Origin of the sequence: Tibeticola sediminis, from assembly GCF_003843835.1 — a bacterium.
GTDB classification, from domain to species: Bacteria; Pseudomonadota; Gammaproteobacteria; order Burkholderiales; family Burkholderiaceae_C; genus Tibeticola; species Tibeticola sediminis.
The window spans coordinates 73,281-89,902 of sequence record NZ_RKQL01000003.1 but is presented as its reverse complement, the minus strand read 5'-3'; the positions used below and the strand labels follow the sequence as shown (position 1 = coordinate 89,902).

At 64.9% G+C, this 16,622-nt stretch carries 19 protein-coding genes, 1 tRNA gene and 1 pseudogene; 13 read left to right on the top strand and 8 right to left on the bottom strand.

The window, feature by feature from the left end; genetic code table 11:
- From soxA to soxB, 3 genes are all read left to right on the top strand, one after another.
- Entirely contained in the window at positions 1-801 is an 801-nt protein-coding gene (gene soxA, locus EDC62_RS07375; protein WP_124222219.1) for a sulfur oxidation c-type cytochrome SoxA, read from the top strand.
- 17 nt (positions 802-818) lie between these two features.
- Positions 819-1,481 (top strand): sulfur oxidation c-type cytochrome SoxX, encoded by a 663-nt coding sequence (soxX, locus tag EDC62_RS07370; protein ID WP_124222217.1) that lies wholly within the window; start codon positions 819-821, stop codon positions 1,479-1,481.
- Positions 1,482-1,545: 64 nt separating this feature from the next.
- Positions 1,546-3,285 (top strand): thiosulfohydrolase SoxB, encoded by a 1,740-nt coding sequence (gene soxB / locus EDC62_RS07365; RefSeq protein ID WP_124222215.1) that lies wholly within the window; start codon positions 1,546-1,548, stop codon positions 3,283-3,285.
- Between the two features lie 64 nt (positions 3,286-3,349).
- Here soxB and EDC62_RS07360 read toward each other — a convergent pair.
- Positions 3,350-3,424 (bottom strand) — tRNA-Arg (locus EDC62_RS07360).
- Positions 3,425-3,566: 142 nt separating this feature from the next.
- Between EDC62_RS07360 and EDC62_RS07355 the strand changes: the two genes are divergently transcribed.
- The gene (locus EDC62_RS07355; protein WP_124222213.1) at positions 3,567-4,112 is read left to right on the top strand and encodes a hemerythrin domain-containing protein; all 546 of its coding nucleotides are present in this window, start codon (positions 3,567-3,569) and stop codon (positions 4,110-4,112) included.
- A gap of 25 nt (positions 4,113-4,137) precedes the next feature.
- On the opposite strand, the gene EDC62_RS07350 is transcribed toward EDC62_RS07355, so the two are convergent.
- The 3 genes from EDC62_RS07350 to EDC62_RS07340 are packed head-to-tail and all read right to left on the bottom strand — an operon-like array spanning position 4,138 to position 6,792.
- On the bottom strand, positions 4,138-5,325 hold the full coding sequence (locus EDC62_RS07350; RefSeq protein WP_124222211.1) for a vWA domain-containing protein: 1,188 nt from the start codon (positions 5,323-5,325) through the stop codon (positions 4,138-4,140).
- Between the two features lies 1 nt (position 5,326).
- Positions 5,327-5,953, bottom strand: coding sequence for a GNAT family N-acetyltransferase (locus EDC62_RS07345; RefSeq protein WP_124222209.1), 627 nt, complete (start codon positions 5,951-5,953; stop codon positions 5,327-5,329).
- On the bottom strand, positions 5,950-6,792 hold the full coding sequence (locus EDC62_RS07340) for an AAA family ATPase (RefSeq protein ID WP_124222207.1): 843 nt from the start codon (positions 6,790-6,792) through the stop codon (positions 5,950-5,952). The genes EDC62_RS07345 and EDC62_RS07340 overlap by 4 nt, the downstream gene beginning before the upstream one ends.
- A gap of 107 nt (positions 6,793-6,899) precedes the next feature.
- Here EDC62_RS07340 and EDC62_RS07335 point away from each other — a divergent pair, with 107 nt between their 5' ends.
- A complete protein-coding gene (locus EDC62_RS07335) occupies positions 6,900-7,568 on the top strand; it encodes a c-type cytochrome (RefSeq protein ID WP_124222205.1) in 669 nt (222 codons plus the stop codon).
- Positions 7,569-7,873: 305 nt separating this feature from the next.
- Here the strand turns inward: EDC62_RS07335 and EDC62_RS07330 are convergent, their stop codons facing one another.
- Complete coding sequence (locus EDC62_RS07330) at positions 7,874-8,308, bottom strand: DUF1841 family protein (protein ID WP_124222660.1); 435 nt, start codon at positions 8,306-8,308, stop codon at positions 7,874-7,876.
- 81 nt (positions 8,309-8,389) lie between these two features.
- On the opposite strand from EDC62_RS07330, the gene pcaF reads away from it, so the two are divergent.
- Entirely contained in the window at positions 8,390-9,592 is a 1,203-nt protein-coding gene (gene pcaF, locus EDC62_RS07325) for a 3-oxoadipyl-CoA thiolase (RefSeq protein ID WP_124222203.1), read from the top strand.
- Positions 9,593-9,627: 35 nt separating this feature from the next.
- On the opposite strand, the gene EDC62_RS07320 is transcribed toward pcaF, so the two are convergent.
- Positions 9,628-10,269 carry a trimeric intracellular cation channel family protein gene (locus tag EDC62_RS07320; protein ID WP_124222201.1) on the bottom strand — a complete coding sequence of 214 codons (642 nt, stop codon included), beginning with the start codon at positions 10,267-10,269 and terminating at the stop codon, positions 9,628-9,630.
- 104 nt (positions 10,270-10,373) lie between these two features.
- Between EDC62_RS07320 and EDC62_RS07315 the strand changes: the two genes are divergently transcribed.
- The 4 genes and pseudogenes from EDC62_RS07315 (at position 10,374) to EDC62_RS07305 (ending at position 12,464) form a co-directional block, all read left to right on the top strand.
- Positions 10,374-11,129 (top strand): sulfite exporter TauE/SafE family protein, encoded by a 756-nt coding sequence (locus EDC62_RS07315; RefSeq protein WP_124222199.1) that lies wholly within the window; start codon positions 10,374-10,376, stop codon positions 11,127-11,129.
- 35 nt (positions 11,130-11,164) lie between these two features.
- A pseudogene (locus EDC62_RS13300) lies at positions 11,165-11,297 on the top strand (arginase); the annotation flags it as partial.
- A 68-nt stretch (positions 11,298-11,365) separates the two neighbouring features.
- Positions 11,366-11,986, top strand: coding sequence for a ParA family protein (locus EDC62_RS07310; protein WP_124222197.1), 621 nt, complete (start codon positions 11,366-11,368; stop codon positions 11,984-11,986).
- Between the two features lie 25 nt (positions 11,987-12,011).
- Positions 12,012-12,464, top strand: coding sequence for a MaoC family dehydratase (locus EDC62_RS07305; RefSeq protein WP_124222195.1), 453 nt, complete (start codon positions 12,012-12,014; stop codon positions 12,462-12,464).
- Positions 12,465-12,627: 163 nt separating this feature from the next.
- On the opposite strand, the gene trmL is transcribed toward EDC62_RS07305, so the two are convergent.
- Positions 12,628-13,089, bottom strand: a complete 462-nt coding sequence (trmL, locus tag EDC62_RS07300; RefSeq protein ID WP_124222193.1) for a tRNA (uridine(34)/cytosine(34)/5-carboxymethylaminomethyluridine(34)-2'-O)-methyltransferase TrmL — start codon at positions 13,087-13,089, stop codon at positions 12,628-12,630.
- 26 nt (positions 13,090-13,115) lie between these two features.
- Positions 13,116-13,826 (bottom strand): ComF family protein, encoded by a 711-nt coding sequence (locus EDC62_RS07295; protein WP_124222191.1) that lies wholly within the window; start codon positions 13,824-13,826, stop codon positions 13,116-13,118.
- 21 nt (positions 13,827-13,847) lie between these two features.
- Between EDC62_RS07295 and EDC62_RS07290 the strand changes: the two genes are divergently transcribed.
- The 3 genes from EDC62_RS07290 to coxB all read left to right on the top strand — a co-directional run bounded on the left by EDC62_RS07290 (position 13,848) and on the right by coxB (position 16,603).
- The gene (locus EDC62_RS07290; protein WP_124222189.1) at positions 13,848-14,744 is read left to right on the top strand and encodes a class I SAM-dependent methyltransferase; all 897 of its coding nucleotides are present in this window, start codon (positions 13,848-13,850) and stop codon (positions 14,742-14,744) included.
- Between the two features lie 98 nt (positions 14,745-14,842).
- Positions 14,843-15,349 carry a DUF2244 domain-containing protein gene (locus EDC62_RS07285; protein ID WP_124222187.1) on the top strand — a complete coding sequence of 169 codons (507 nt, stop codon included), beginning with the start codon at positions 14,843-14,845 and terminating at the stop codon, positions 15,347-15,349.
- 78 nt (positions 15,350-15,427) lie between these two features.
- Complete coding sequence (gene coxB, locus EDC62_RS07280) at positions 15,428-16,603, top strand: cytochrome c oxidase subunit II (RefSeq protein WP_124222658.1); 1,176 nt, start codon at positions 15,428-15,430, stop codon at positions 16,601-16,603.
- Positions 16,604-16,622 lie beyond the last annotated feature (19 nt).

Sequence of the window (16,622 nt, the reverse complement as noted above, 5' to 3'; positions counted from 1 at the left end):
ATGAAGCGAAACGTTGTGCCGATCGCGATGCTGGCTGCCCTGGCGGGTTCGGTCGCATGGGCCCAAAAGTCGGCGGTCGATTCGATCGAGGAATATCGGGCCATGTTGCAGGACGGCAACCCTGCCGATCTGTTCGAGGCCAAGGGTGAGGATCTTTGGAAAACCAAGCGGGGTCCGAAGAATGCATCCCTGGAACAGTGTGACCTGGGCAAGGGCCCGGGCGTCGTCAAAGGCGCTTTTGTCGAACTGCCTCGGTATTTCCCCGACACCAAGCGCGTTCAGGATTTGGAGTCGCGCTTGCTGACCTGCATGGAAACCTTGCAGGGTTTCAACGCCGCCGAAATTGCCAAGACGCCGTTTGGGAAAGGGGAGAAGGCCAACATCACGGCGCTGGTGACCTGGATTGGTGCGGAGTCCAAAGGGATGCGGTTCAATGTTCCGCAGACCCGTCCCGAAGAAAAGACGGCGTACGAAGTGGGTAAGCGCCTCTTCTTCATGCGGGCGGGCCCTCATGATTTTTCTTGCGCTTCATGCCACGGGGGTGACGGTTGGCGCATTCGCCTGCAGGACTTGCCCAATCTCACGAAGAACCCGGGCGACGGCGTGGGCTTTGCCGCATGGCCGGCGTATCGAGTGTCCAACGGACAGATGTGGAGCATGCAGCATCGCCTGAACGACTGCTATCGCCAGCAGCGATTCCCTGAGCCCGACTATGCTGGCGACGCCACGATCGCCCTGAGCGTGTACCTCGGCGTCAACGCCAATGGCGCGAAGTCCGCGGTTCCGGCCATCAAACGCTGATACGGGAGACATCCAGCATGAAGACGAAACATCTGTTCGCGCTCGTGGGTGCGTCGGTCGCGGTCGCTGCCCTCGTCGGTTGTGCGGGCGGGCCTGGGGCGACGCCGGACTATGACGCCCTGACCGCTCAAATCGTGAAAAAAGACTTTCACGACAAGGGCATCGTGAAGGCTTCGATCCTGCAAGAGATCGACGAAACCCTGCGGCTGTGCAGCGCAGCCGACGTTGCGGGCAAGCCGCTCGACGAAGCCACCGCCAAGCGCTTGGAGGCGGTCAACTTCAAGACCATCCAATGGCCCAAGGACGGGAAATTCCTGGGGGATTGGAAAGAGGGCGAAAAAATCGCCCAAAGTGGTCGCGGCCTGACCTGGAGCGACGACGCCAAAGTGGTCAACGGCGGCAACTGCTACAACTGCCACCAGATCGACAAGAAAGAAATTTCCTACGGCACGATCGGTCCGAGCCTGTGGAACTACGGCAAGCTTCGTGGCGTGACCGACCCGAACAGCCCTGCGGCGAAGGCCATCGTCGAATACACCTGGGGCAAGATCTACAACTCCAAGGCGTATAACGCGTGTTCCAACATGCCGCGTGCCGGCCATAAGGGCATCCTGACCGAGGACCAGATCCGCCACGTTGTGGCGCTGTTACTGGATCCGAAATCTCCGGTCAACCAGTGAGCCCCTTGGAAAGCCCGGCTCCGCCGGGTTTTTCTTCGACGAATCCATTCATCTTTGCTGAATCATGAATCTGACGAAACGCGAATTTTTCCAGGTGCTCGGCGCGGGCGCCGTGGCGGGCATGGGCTTGGGCCGCTGGGCCGAAGCGGACGCCGCGACGGCGTCTCAGGGTTTGTACGACATTCCCCGTTTCGGGAATGTGTCCTTTCTGCACATGACGGACTGCCACGCGCAGCTCAAGCCGATTTATTTCCGTGAACCGCACATCAACCTCGGCATTGGTTCGATGAAGGGCAACCTGCCCCACCTCGTCGGCGAGCATTTGCTGAAGGTGGCCAAGGTGCGCCCGGGCACGGCCGAGGCCCACGCGCTGACCTATCTCGATTTCGAGAAAGCCGCCAAGCGCTACGGCAAGGTGGGTGGGTTTGCGCACCTCGCCACGCTGGTCAAGCGGATGAAGGCGAGCCGACCCGGCGCCTTGCTGCTCGACGGCGGTGATACCTGGCAGGGTTCGGGGACGGCGCTCTGGACGAATGGCCAGGACATGGTCGATGCGTGCAAGCTGCTGGGGGTCGATGTGATGACCGGCCACTGGGAATTCACCCTGGGCATGGAGCGTGTCAAGGAGATCGTCGAGAAAGACTTTGCCGGCAAGGTCGATTTCGTGGCGCAGAACGTCAAGACCAATGATTTTGGTGACCCGGTCTTCAAACCCTATGTGATCCGCGAAATCAACGGGGTTCCGTGCGCCATCATTGGCCAGGCCTTCCCCTACACGCCGATCGCCAACCCGCGCTACATGGTGGCCGACTGGGCCTTCGGGATCCAGGACGAGAACATGCAGAAGATGGTCGATGAGGCCCGCGCCAAGGGTGCACAGGTGGTCGTCGTCATCAGCCACAACGGCATGGATGTGGACCTGAAGATGGCCAGCCGTGTGAGCGGTATCGACGCCATCATGGGTGGCCACACGCACGATGGCATGCCGGTGGCGTCCATCGTCAGCAACAAGGGTGGCAAGACGCTCGTCACCAACGCCGGCTCGAACGGCAAGTTCCTCGGCGTGCTGGACTTCGACGTCAAGGGCGGCAAGGTGGTGGATTACCGCTACAAGCTGCTGCCGGTGTTCGCCAACATGCTGCCGGCGGACAAGGAGATGGATGCGCTCATCACCAAGATCCGCGCGCCCTACGAGAGCAAGCTCAGCGAGCAGTTGGCCATCACCGAGGGCCTGCTCTACCGTCGCGGCAACTTCAACGGCACCGGCGACCAGCTGCTGGTCGACGCGTTGATGGACGTTCAGGGCGCCGAGATCGCATTCTCGCCGGGCTTCCGCTGGGGCACGACGCTGCTGCCCGGGCAGCCGATCACGCGTGAGTGGCTGCTCGACATGACGGCGACGACGTATTCGTATGCCACGGTCACCGAAATGACCGGCGAGACGATCAAGACGGTGCTCGAAGACGTGTGCGACAACCTGTTCAACCCCGACCCTTACTACCAACAGGGGGGTGACATGGTGCGCGTCGGCGGCTTGACCTACAGCTGCAACCCGACGGCCGGCATGGGCAAGCGCATCGATGACATGCGCCTCAATGGCAAGCCGATCGAGGCCAACAAGAAATACAAGGTCGCCGGATGGGCACCGGTGGCCGAAGAGGCGAAAAACCAAGGCAACCCGCAGGTTTGGGAAGTCGTCGAGACCTGGCTCAAGGCCCGCGGCGGCAAGGTGGCGCCGCGCAAACTCAATACCCCCAAACTCGTCGGCGACGTGCTGCCCAATCCGGGATACGCTGCCATCTGATCGCAGCCGGCGTTGCGCCGCTTGCCCCAAAAAGCCGCCAGACCCTCTGGCGGCTTTTTTTTGCTGGTGCCCCCGACAGGAATCGAACCTGTATCTGAGACTTAGGAGGTCCCCGTTCTATCCATTGAACTACGGCGGCCCGAGGGTCGGATGTCGATGCATCCCCTACGCGCGGCAGGGTGTTGCGATTGTAGTGGGCGGGTTTGGGGCCTATGCTCTTCCTTGCGGCGCGTCTCGGGTGATTGCGGCCGCGTCCGTCCGCTTTGGGAAGGCTCTTCAACATGAATACGACGATTTCGTTTCCGGGATTTGCCGCGCCCGTCGCGGGTTTCGATGCGCCCTTCGACATGCTCGAGGGCTGTCACGAGCGGGTGTTGCGCTCGCTCGATCTGCTTGAGCGTTTGGTGGCACACATCGACGCGCAGGGGCATGATGCGGCCTCGCGTTCGGCGGCGAAGGACGTGCTGCGCTATTTCGACCGTGCGGCTCCGCAGCATCATGAGGACGAGGAACGTCATGTGTTCCCCGCCTTGCTGGCCCTGGGAGATGCGCGTTTGCGCGAGGTGGTGCAGCAATTGCAGGCCGAGCACCGCCGGTTCAACGAAGCCTGGCCGCGTCTGCGCGCGCGGCTCGAGGACTGGGTGCACGCGCCGACGCCAGCACCCTTGGACGCCGATGCCCGAGCCGATGCCGCTGCATTCATTGCGATGAACCGCGCGCATGTCGCGCTCGAAGAGCAAGCGGCCTATCCGGCGGCAAGGCCGCTGTTTTCGGACGCGGAGTTGGCCCGCATGGGGGCGGAGATGCAAGACCGACGGCGCGGCTGAATGCCGCTCCGAGCCGAGGCCAGTTTCATTTACTCAGCAGCCGCATGGCCTCTTCGAGTCCTTTGAGGGTCAGCGGGTACATGCGGTTGCCCATGAGTTGGCGGATGATGGCGATGCTCTGGCGGTATTCCCAGACGCCTTGCGGTTCGGGATTGATCCAGGCGAATTTGGGGAAGGCGTGGGTGAGCCGCTGCAGCCACTCGGCGCCGGCTTCTTCGTTGTTGTATTCAACGCTGCCGCCAGGTTGCAGGATTTCATAAGGGCTCATCGTCGCGTCGCCGACGAAGATGAGTTTGTAGTCCTTGTTGTACTTGCGGATGATGTCCCAGGTGGGGAACTTCTCCGCGAAGCGCCGGCGGTTGTTCTTCCACAGGAAGTCGTAGACGCAGTTGTGGAAGTAATAGAACTCGAGGTGCTTGAACTCGCTCTTGACGGCGGAAAACAGTTCCTCGACGCGCGCGATGTGCTCGTCCATCGTGCCGCCGACATCCATGAGCAGCAGCACTTTGACGTTGTTGTGCCGCTCGGGGATCATCTTGAGGTCGAGATAACCCGCGTTCGCCGCGGTGGCCCGGATGGTGTCGGGCAGGTCGAGCTCGAGCTCATGGCCTTCGCGGGCGAACTTGCGCAGGCGGCGCAAGGCGACCTTGATGTTGCGGGTGCCGAGCTCCTGCGTGTCGTCGTAGTCCCGGTAGGCGCGCTGGTCCCAGACCTTGACCGCGCTCTTGTTGCCGCCCTTGCCGCCGATGCGGATGCCTTGCGGGTTGTAGCCGCCGTGGCCGAAGGGGCTGGTGCCGCCGGTGCCGATCCACTTGTTGCCGCCTTCGTGCCGCTCTTTCTGCTCTTCGAGCCGTTTTTTGAGCGTCTCCATGAGCTCGTCCCAGCCCATTTTCTCAATGGCGGCCTTCTCTTCGGGTGAGAGTTCGCGCTCGAGCAGCTTGCGCAGCCAGTCCTGCGGGATCTCCTTGGTGAAGTCGGTGAGCAGCTCGACGCCCTTGAAGTAGGCGGCGAACGCACGGTCGAACTTGTCGTAGTGCTTCTCGTCTTTGACGAGCGTGGCACGCGCGAGGTAATAAAAGTCGTCGAGGCTGCAGGCGTCCTCGGTGCGCGGGCCGACCACGTCGGCCTGCAAGGCCTCGAGCAGGGTCAAGAATTCCTTGACCGAGACGGGCAGCTTGGCGGCACGCAAGGTGTAGAAGAAGTCGATGAGCATGTCAGGACTCCCGGGCAGCGGCGTCGTGGCGGCGCAGCCGGTCGAGCAGCTGGGCGCGCGATTCGGGCCATTCGAATGCGCTCAGGCTGTACATGACGGTGTCGCGGATGGTGCCGTCGCGCCGCAGGGCCTGGCCGCGGATCACGCCGTCCTTCTTCGCGCCCAGGCGCTCGATGGCGCGCTGCGAGGCGAAGTTGAAGTTGTCGGTGCGCCAGCCGACGATGCGCGCGCCCAGCGTTTCGAAGGCGTGCTGCATCAGCATCAGCTTGCAGACCGTGTTGACATGGGTGCGCTGCACCCGCTGCGCGTACCAGGTCCAGCCGATTTCCAGCCGCTTCACGGCCGGCAGGATGTCGTGGTAACTCGTGCTGCCGAGCACCTGGCCGCTGGCCTCGTCCACCACCGCGAAGGCAAGGCGGCTGCCTTCGGCGCGCTGGGCGAGGGCGGTTTCGATGTAGGCAGCGGTCTGCTCCGGCTCAGGCACCGAAGTGACGCGCAAGTTCCACAGCGCGCCGTCGGCCGCGGCCGCGCGCAAACCAGCTTCGTGCGCCCGCTCGAGCGGCTCGAGGCGGATGCCGCGGTCGCACAGCACCACCGGCTCGACCCAGCGCTTCGTGCCCTCGCTCATCGGTTCCTCTGGTTCATGAACACGAGTTTCTCGAACAACGTGACGTCCTGCTCGTTCTTGAGCAAAGCGCCCACCAGCGGCGGCACGCTGACCTTGCCGTCGGCGCTGTGCAGGGCTTCGGTCGGAATGTCCTCGGCCACCAGCAGCTTGAGCCAATCGAGCAGTTCGCTGGTCGAGGGTTTTTTCTTCAGGCCGGGCAGGTTGCGCACGTCGTAGAAGGTCTTCATGGCGGCGGTGAGCAGTTCGCGCTTGAGGCCAGGGAAGTGCACGTCGACGATTTGCCGCATGGTGTCGGCGTCGGGGAACTTGATGTAGTGGAAGAAGCAGCGGCGCAGGAAGGCGTCGGGCAGCTCTTTTTCGTTGTTCGAGGTGATGAACACCAGCGGGCGGTGCCGGGCGCGGATCATCTCGCGGGTCTCGTAACAGTAAAACTCCATGCGGTCGAGTTCGCGCAGGAGGTCGTTCGGGAATTCGATGTCGGCTTTGTCGATCTCGTCGATCAAGAGGGCCACCGGCTGCTCGGACACGAAGGCCTGCCAAAGCACGCCCTTGACGATGTAGTTGTGGATGTCTTTCACCCGCTCGTCGCCGAGTTGGCTGTCGCGCAGGCGGCTCACGGCGTCGTATTCGTAGAGCCCTTGCTGGGCTTTGGTCGTGCTCTTGATGTGCCACTGCAGCAGCGGCAGGTTCAGCGCAGCGGCGACTTCCTCGGCCAGCATGGTCTTGCCGGTGCCGGGCTCGCCCTTGACCAGCAGCGGGCGCTTGAGCGTGATGGCGGCGTTGACGGCCAGCATGAGGTCTTGCGTGGCGACGTAGTTGGAACTGCCTTTGAATTTCATGGATGCAAGCGGTGTCGTAGTGGAAAACGCGGATGCCGAAGCGCGTGAGTCGGTCGATATAATCCAGCGTTGATATTTATCAAACCTCGAACGATTCTGCGCGCAAAATGAACCTTCTGCTGACTTCGGTAGCCGCCCTCTCTGTCGCGTTCGTGACGTCTTTTTCAGCCCACGCCCAAGAGGTTTCCGGCAACGCCGAAGCCGGCGCGAAGAAAGCCGAAATGTGCATCGGCTGCCACGGGATTGTCGGCTACAAAGCCACCTTCCCCGAGGTCTACCGCGTGCCCATGATTTCGGGCCAGAATGCCAAGTACATCGAGGCTGCGCTGCGCGCTTACCAAAAGGGCGAGCGCCACAACCCGACGATGCGCGGCATTGCGGCCAGCCTCACCGAGCAGGACATGGCCGACCTGGCAGCCTTCTACGCGAAGAACGGCGCTCCGTTCCCCACTGCGCCGGAACAGCCTCGCGTTCAGCCCGACGCGAAGGTGGCGGAATTGCTGGCCAAGGGGGCGTGCGCGTCTTGCCACGGCGCGAATCTCTCCAAGCCCATCGACCCGAGCTATCCCAAGATCGCGGGCCAGCCGGCCGACTACCTCTACGTGGCGCTCAAGTCCTACAAGGACGACACCCATGCCACCTGGGGTCGGAGCAACGCCATCATGGGCGGCATTGCCAAGCAGTTCGAGTTGGGCGAACTCAAGGCGCTCGCCGGCTACATCAGCAAGCTCGACGGCGAACTCAAGACCCAGCCCGAGCCGCGCTTCCGCCGCTGATCGGCGTGCGCCAGTAAAAAAAAACCCGCCGCCGCGGGTTTTTTTGTGCCCTGTCGGTGGGTTTGCGAACGAAAACGCCAGAACGCCGGCGTGAATTGGGCGTTATGCGCTATTGAAAACGTAGCATAAACCGCTTCAACCTAAATCCGGCAGTTGGGCGCACCCGGGCGGGTCGCCCCCGCGCCCGAGGGCGACTCGAACGGGTGCGCAGCGCTCACCCAAATGGTGAACGGCCGCCGCACCGAAGATTGTTGAAACATCAATACCTTCTTTTCACGAGAAGCGGTCAACTGCCGGATTTAGGTTCAGTCCGCCGTGGCACGCCGTTGCACGCAATCCACATAGGCTGCGCCGTCGGGCATGCGCCCGGCGCGTTGGCTTTCCCAGATCATGCGGCCGAGGCAGTCCATGACCTCGTGGTGCGCTTCATGCAGGCTGCCGCGGCGCGCTGCCAGCAGTTCGACCGCCTGGCGGATGCCGCGCGGCTGGTCGATGCTGCACTGTTCGCTGATCGACAGGTGCATGGATAGATGCAAAAAGGGGTTCTCGCGCGCGGGGTTGGCGTCGTGCATGGCGGCGAGAGCGGCATCGACATCGGCGAGCGTCGCGTGGTATTCGGGGTGTTCATCGATCCACAGCCCCGCCAGCGTCTCAATGGCTTCCATCGGCTCGCCCGAGCGTTGTTTGGCATAGACCCCGCAAAAAAAGCGCCGCACATCGGCCTGGGAGGGTTGAATCAGCATGGCTGCGATTGTCGCGCAGCGTCGGGCTACGGCGTGGCGCGGGTACAGTTGCGGGATCTGACGACCGGAGGAGACCTTATGAACACTGCGTACATCTGCGACGCCATCCGCACCCCCATCGGCCGCTATGGCGGCGCGCTCAGCAGCGTGCGCACCGACGATCTCGGTGCCATTCCCATCCAGGCCTTGATGGCGCGCAATCCGAAAGTCGACTGGCAGGCCGTCAGCGATGTGCTCTACGGCTGCGCCAATCAAGCCGGCGAAGACAACCGCAACGTCGCGCGCATGGCCAGCCTGCTCGCGGGCTTGCCGCCCGAGGTGCCTGGTGCCACCATCAACCGCCTGTGTGGCTCGGGGCTCGACGCACTCGGGACCGCCGCACGGGCCATCCGCGCGGGCGAAGCCAGCCTGATGATCGCCGGCGGCGTGGAGAGCATGAGCCGCGCGCCCTTCGTGATGCCCAAGGCCGAAGCGGCGTTCAGTCGCGCCGCAGCCATTTACGACACCACCATCGGCTGGCGTTTCGTGAACCGCTTGATGAAGGAAAAATACGGCGTCGACTCGATGCCCGAGACGGCCGAGAACGTCGCCGCCGAGTTTGGCATCGAGCGCGAGGCGCAGGACCGCATGGCCTTGGCGAGCCAACTCAAGGCGGTCGCAGCGCAAAAAGCCGGGCACTTGGCGCGCGAAATCTGTCCCGTGACGATTCCGCAGAAAAAGGGCGACGCGGTCGTGGTCGACACCGATGAACATCCGCGGGAAACCAGCCTCGAGGCGCTGGCCCGACTCAAGGGGGTGGTGCGGCCCGATGGCACGGTGACGGCGGGCAATGCCAGCGGCGTCAACGACGGCGCCTGTGCGCTCCTGCTGGCCGACGAAGCCACGGCGGCCCGGTACGGCCTGAGCCCGAAGGCGCGGGTGGTCGGCATGGCCTGTGCGGGTGTGCCGCCGCGCATCATGGGCATCGGGCCGGCGCCGGCCACGCAGAAGGTGCTGGCACTCACCGGGCTCACGCTCGACCAGATCGACGTCATTGAACTCAACGAAGCCTTCGCCGCGCAGGGGCTCGCCGTGCTGCGCCTGTTGGGCCTGGCCGACGACGACGCCCGCGTCAATGCCTGGGGTGGGGCGATTGCGCTCGGTCACCCGCTGGGGGCGAGCGGCGCGCGGCTGGCGACGACGGCGGTCAACCGCTTGCACGCCACTGGCGGCCGCTACGCGCTGTGCACCATGTGCATCGGCGTGGGGCAGGGGATTGCGGTGGTGCTCGAGCGGGTGTGAGGGACGGCCGGGCGCGGGCCGTCATCAGCCTGGCCTCAAGGCTGCCACTGCGGCAGCCGCCAGTTGCGCCACAGGGCGAGGCCGCGCAGGCCTGCCGTGACCAGCACGCAGGCCGTCAAGGCGGCCCAGCCGGGCGCATCGGAGCGCCACAGCCCCACATAGACCCAGCCGCCGGCGAACGCGCACACGGCATACGGCCGGTGGTCGCGGAAGGCGGTCGGGATTTCGTTGCAGACCACGTCGCGCAGTACGCCGCCAAAAACGGCGGTCAGCACGCCCATGAGCACGGCGACGAGCGCGGGCATGCCTTCGAGCAGCGCGCGGTGCGTGCCCGCCGCGGTGAACAGCCCCAGGCCCAGTGCGTCGGGCCACTGGATCGCGCGTTCGGTGGGTTCCAGATGTTGGTGGCGCAGCCACAGCATGGCTGCAACGGCCAGCGCCAGCACCGCCCACAGCACCTCGACATGGGCCACCCAGAAAAACGGTCGCTGGTCGAGCAGCAGGTCGCGCAGCGTCCCGCCGCCAAAGGCCGCGAGGAAAGCCACCACGCACACGCCCACCGCGTCGAGTCGCTTGCGGGCGGCTTCGAGGATGCCCGAGAGCGCAAACGCCGCCGTCGCCAGCCATTCCACCAGCAGGCGCAGCTCTTCGCCCCAATGTTGGAGGTTCGGATTCATGGTGCGATTGTCGCCGCTGGCCCGCCGCGGCCGAGCCGACGACCCCGGGCGGTCGCGTGTATCGTCGCGTTCCAGAAACCCGCCCCCTGCTGACAGGCCCTCGGATGCCGTTCCAACCCATCACTGATCCCGTGTTCTACGCTTTCTCCATCCCGGCGGTGTTGCTGCTGGGCCTCAGCAAGAGCGGCTTTGGCGCGGGCTTTGGTTCGCTGGCGGTGCCGATGATGGCCCTGGTCGTGACCGTGCCCGAGGCCGCGGCGATGTTGATGCCGGTACTGCTGGTCATGGATCTGTTGGGCATGGCGGCATTCCGCAAAGACTTCGACGCAAAGCTCCTGCGCTTTCTGCTGCCGTTTGGCCTCTTGGGAATCGTCGTCGGCGCCATGTTGTTTCAAGGGCTGTCGCCTCGTTGGGTCGCCGGCATCGTGGGCGTGGCGACGCTGGTGTTCGTCGCGCAGCGGCTGTTGTTCCCGCCGCGGCCGCGGCAGCCCCCGCCGCCGCGTTGGGTGGGCGCGCTGTTGGCAGCGACCTCGGGCTTCACGAGCTTCATCGCCCACGCGGGCGGGCCGCCAATCAATGCCTACGTCATTCCGCTCAAGCTCTCGCCCGTGCGCTTCACCGGGACGATGGCTTTCTTCTTTTTCGTCATCAACCTTTCGAAATGGGTTCCATACGCGATGCTGGGTCTGTTTGACGCGCGCTTGCTCTCGACCGCGCTGGTGCTGCTGCCGTTCGCGCCCTTGGGCGTGTGGGCCGGGGTGCGGATTGCGCGGCGCATCGACGCGGCACTGTTCTACCGCCTCGTGCTCGCGGGCATGGCGCTCACCGGGGTCAAGCTGGTGTGGGATGCGCTGCCGTGACTACCAAAATAAGAGCAAAGAAGCAGCATTTCACGCCGGGCTATCGGGAAAAGCGACCGTGCGGAAGGCTCATGCGGCCGCAGCCTGCTCGGCTCGCTCGATATCGTCGAACTCAACCCGGCGCTCGACCTCGTGGAAAGCCTGTTTGGCACGAGCACGCGGATGCGTTGCGTCGCAGCGGCCTTGAGGGACTCCTGGGCAGCCGTTAGCATCGCTGGAGAACGGAGGGTGCCATCATGCCGGTCATCGTCGTCGCCAACCCCAAAGGCGGGGTCGGAAAGTCCACCCTGGCCACCCAGGTGGCGGGGTATTACGCGCGGCAAGGCCATGCGGTGATGCTCGGGGATCTGGACCGCCAACAGTCCGCGCGGCTGTGGCTGGGCCTGCGGCCGCCGCAGGCCGCGGCGATTGCGGCTTGGGACCTGGGCGAGGACGAAGTGCTGCGTCCGCCGCGCGGCACCACGCATGTGGTGATCGACACACCCGCGGGGTTGCACGGCAAGCGGCTCAAAGAAGTGCTCAAGCGGGCGGACCGCGTGCTCGTGCCTTTGCAAGCCAGCGTGTTCGACATCTATGCCACGCGCGCCTTCGTCGACGAACTGCTCGAATCGCGGCATGCGGGGCGGTTCGAGGCCGCCGTCGTGGGCATGCGCGTGGACGAGCGCACGCACGCCGCCGAGCAGTTTCGCCGCTTCGTCGAAACACTGGGTCTGCCGCTGCTCGCCACACTGCGCGACACGCAAAACTACGTGCACCTGGCCGCGCACGGCCTCACGCTGTTCGACGTCAACCCGTCGCGGGTGGAGAAAGACCTCGCACAGTGGCAGCCGCTGTGTCGCTGGCTCGACAAAGCCTGAGGCGGCGCGCCGCTACAGTCGGCGCATGAAAGTCTTTCGCACCCTCGGCGAACTCGCCGCCTGCGCCGGCCAGGAAGTGGCCGTGAGTGACTGGGTCGAAATCACCCAGGCGCGCATCGACCTCTTTGCCGAAGCCACCGACGACCGCCAGTGGATCCACGTCGACGTCGAGCGCGCGCGGGCGGGCCCCTTCGGCGCGCCGATTGCGCATGGCTTTCTCACCCTGTCGCTGCTGCCAAAGTTCTTCGAGTCGAGCTTCGAAGTGACCGAATCGAAGCTGGGCGTGAACTACGGCCTCAATAAAGTGCGCTTCACCGCGCCCGTGCCGGTCGGCAGCCGCCTGCGCGCACGTATGCGCCTGGATCGCGCCGAGCCGCTCGAAGGCGGCGGGCTGCAGATGGCTTGGACCGTCGTCATCGAGCGCGAGGGTGCCGAGCGCCCGGTGTGCATCGCCGAGGCGCTGGTGCGGCGCTACTGAGCCCAAGGCAACGCTGAACAAGCCGCCCGCGCGTCGCGCATCCCAGCTGCGGGCCGGCACGCTCGGGCCCCACGCGGGCCAGCGGGCGTTCATCGGCGTACTTTGGAGTCTTTTTGCCCGGATGCCGGCGTGAATCGGTCAGGTTCTGCTCTTAAAAAGAGAGTCACCGGAAGCCATTCTGTCGCCAGGCTTCGAACACCGTGACCGCCACCGCGTTCGAAAGGTTGAGGCTGCGCTGGCCTTCGCGCATCGGCAGGCGCAATTGCTGCTCGGGCGCAAACTGCCCGCGCACGGCCTCGCTCAGCCCGCGGGTTTCCGCGCCAAAGACCAGCCAATCGCCAGCCTGGAAGGCCACGTCATGCACGCGGCGTGTGCCGCGCGTGGTCAGGGCAAACATGCGCGCGCGGTCGGGCTGCGCATTTTGGAGGAACGCCGCCCAGCTCGCGTGGCGCTGCACCGGCGCGTACTCGTGGTAGTCGAGCCCCGCGCGCCGCAGTTGCCGGTCATCCATGGAAAAGCCCAGCGGCTCGATCAGGTGCAGCGCACAGCCGGTGTTGGCCGCGAGGCGGATCACGTTGCCGGTGTTCGGGGGGATCTCCGGCTCGACGAGGACGATGTGAAACATGGGCCGCGATTGTCGCTGCAGGCCGATCAGTCCGAGTCGGTGCGTGCAAACACCAGCGCCGCCACGCGCGCGGCGCCCGCGCTGCGCAAGGCGCGCGCGGCTTCGAATACGGACGCGCCGCTGGTCATCACGTCGTCGATCAGTAGCACCGAACGGCCTTGAACGCGCGGCGCCAGCCGTGGATCGACCGCATACGCGCCGCGGACGTTGTGTTGCCGCTGCGTGCGGGACAGCCCTTCTTGTGGCGGCGTCTCACGCACCCGTTGCAGCCAAGCGTGCTCCACCCGACGGGGCGCGAGCGCCCGAGCCAGCAGCAGCGCCTGGTTGTAGCCGCGTTCCAGCAGCCGCGCGCGGGCCAAGGGCAGAGGCACGAGCGCATCGACACCCTCGAGCCAGGGCTGGACACCGGGGCTGGCCCGCATCAACTCGGCAAAAGTGCGCGCCCAGGCCGTTTCGCCGCCGTACTTGAAGCGCAACACCGGTTCGGACCAAGGCCAGTCGTAGTCGACCGCGGCGAAGCTCGCATCGACTGGCGGGGGTTCGATGAGGCAGCGCCCGCACTGCGCCACGGCCGCTTTCAGCGGCGCAGCACAGGTGATGCACCGGGCGCGCGCGGGGGCAAAGTGCGCCGTGCAGGCGCCGCAAACCGGTGCCGCTGGCCAGGCTCCGCAGACGGCGCAGCGGGCCGGCAAGCGGTTCGAAAGCCATGCGGCCAACGCTGGAATCGCCTCGAGCATGGGCTCAATATACTGCCCGCCATGTCCCCCGATCGCCCACCAACGCTCGATCCGCGTGCCGCTGCGCGTTGGGCACGTCTCGTCGCCCCTCAGCCACCCTGGTTGCACGAGGAGGTCGGGCGGCGCATGGAGCCTCGGCTGGGCTGGATCACGCGCGCGCCGCGGACCTGGGTGCACTGGGAGCCCTGGCGCGGCGGCATGGAGACCCACGCGGCCCTGCTGCGCCGCTATCCGGCTGCCACCGTGCACATCGTCGAATCGAGCGCGCAGGCGCAAGCGCAGGTGCAGCAGCGCTTGCGCGGTCGCTGGTGGCAGCCGCAGGCCTGGCGCACGCCGCCGCATCGCTGGACGCCCCCGCCCGAAGGCGGCGTCGATCTGCTGTGGTCCAACATGGGCTTGCACGCCCATCCCGAGCCGCAGGCCTTGCTCCAGCATTGGAGCCGGCTGCTCTCGCCAGACGGCTTTCTGATGTTTTCCTGCTTCGGCCCGGACACGCTGCGCGAGCTGCGCGCCCTCCACGAGGCCGAGGGCTGGCCGCCGCCCGCGCAGGCCTACACCGACATGCACGACTGGGGGGACATGCTCGTGCACAGCGGCTTCGCGGAACCGGTCATGGACATGGAACGCATCACGCTCGCCTTCCCGACAGCCGAGCGGCTGCTCGAGGAACTGCGCGGTCTGGGCCGCAACCTGCATGGCGATCGCCATCCCACGCTGCGGGGCCGAGGCTGGCGCACGCAGTGGCTGCGCGCCGTCACCGAGGCGCTGGCCAACCCGGCCGAGGGTGGGCAGTTGACCCTCACGTTCGAAATCGTCTACGGACACGCCTTCAAAGGGGAGCCTCGCACGCCCCGATCGGCCGAATCCGTGATCCCCGTGACCGATCTTCGACGCCAGTTGAGTCAGCGCAAACCCTAATGCGCGAAAGGTTGAGAATTGTCAAAACCTTGGGTCGGTCGGGTTAAAATAAGTCAAGCCCGATATATCTCGTCGGGGTTTCGGCCACCGATCCACCCATGTCTGCAGCTCCCGTTCTCGCGCAAAGCTCCCCGAAAGGTCTGGAGTGGTGCTTGCGGCGCAACTGTTCGATCACGCCGCGCCAACTGCTGTGGCTCTACGCCTCCTTGTGCGTGGTCTCGGGCGGCTTGTCTGGGTTTTTCTGGTGGCACGGGGCGCCGTTCGTCGCGGGTTTTTCCGGTTTGGAACTGCTCGCCGTGGGGGTGGCCTTCGTGTGCTACGCCCGGCACGCGGCAGATCGCGAGCGCTTGGTCTTCGATGGCCGAGTCCTCTCGGTCGAGGTCGAGCTGGCCGGTCGTGTCGAACGCCTCGAGTTCGATCGCTCGTCGGTGCGCGTCGATGCGTCGGCGGCCGAGGCCGGTGCGCTCGTCGTGTTGCAGGCGCGCGACCGCTCGATAGCCATCGGTCGTCATTTGCGGCCCGAGCATCGGCGGGTGCTGGGGCGGGAAATTCAAAGCGCTCTGTGCGGCCAATGGCTGGGACGCGGAGTCGCTTCGGCGGTGTAAGGGTGGTTCCCGCTTTCGGGTACCCGTTCAGGAATCGGTAACAAGCTTAATGGAGCAGAGGCAAACGTGGTGTACATGATGAACAGAAAGCTCGAGCAATCCGCCCAGTGGTTGCAGCGCGTCGGCGTGGCTTCGGCTGCATGGCTCTCCACGGCGGCCTGGGCGGTCAACGACCTGCCCGGCGGCCCTGCGGTCCGTCAGTTGAACTTGCCCGAGCCGGCCACCAAGATTGCCGCCGAAATCAATTGGCTCAACTGGATGATGCTCATCCTATGCACCGCCATCTTCATCGCGGTCTTCTCGGTGATGTTCTATTCCATCTGGAAACACCGCAAGTCGGTCGGTCACAAGGCGGCCAACTTCCACGAGTCCGTCACCGTCGAAGTGGTGTGGACTGTGATCCCCTTCATCATCGTCATCCTGATGGCGCTTCCCGCCACCAAAGTGCTGATTGCCCAGAAGGACACCTCCAATGCAGACCTGACCATCAAGGTCACCGGCTACCAGTGGAAGTGGGGCTACGACTACATCCGCGGTGAGGGCGAGGGCATCGGCTTCATTTCGACCCTCGACACCAATCAGCGCATTCTGTCCGCCGAAGGCAAGCCCGCGGGCGACGACTACCTGCTGAAGGTGGACAACCCGCTCGTCGTGCCCGTGGGCAAAAAGGTGCGCATCATCACCACCGCCAACGACGTCATCCACGCCTTTGCCGTGCCGCAATTCGGCATCAAGCAAGACGCCATCCCCGGCTTCGTGCGCGACACCTGGTTCAAAGCCGAAAAAACCGGTGACTTCTACGGCCAGTGCCAGGAGCTGTGCGGTAAAGAACATGCCTACATGCCGATTCATGTCAAGGTGCTGCCGCAGGCCGAATACACGCGGTGGGTCGAGGATCAGAAGAAAAAAATGGCCGCTGCTGCCGATGATCCGAACAAGGTCTGGGCGCTCTCGGACCTCGTCGCACGCGGTGAGAAGGTGTATGCGGCCAATTGCGCCGCCTGCCACCAGCCCAACGGCAAGGGTGCGGGCCCGATCAAGGCGCTCGACGGCTCGCCCAAGGTGCTCGACGCGGACAAGATGACGCAGATCCACGTGCTGCTCAACGGCCAGAACAACGGTGCCATGCCGGCGTGGAAGCAGCTTTCGGACACCGAAATCGCCGCCGTCGTCACCTACACGAAAAACGCCTGGTCCAACCAAACCGGACAGGTGGTGCAGCCCGCTGAAGTGGCCGCTGCACGCAAGGGATAACGATAAGACTCGACTGAAC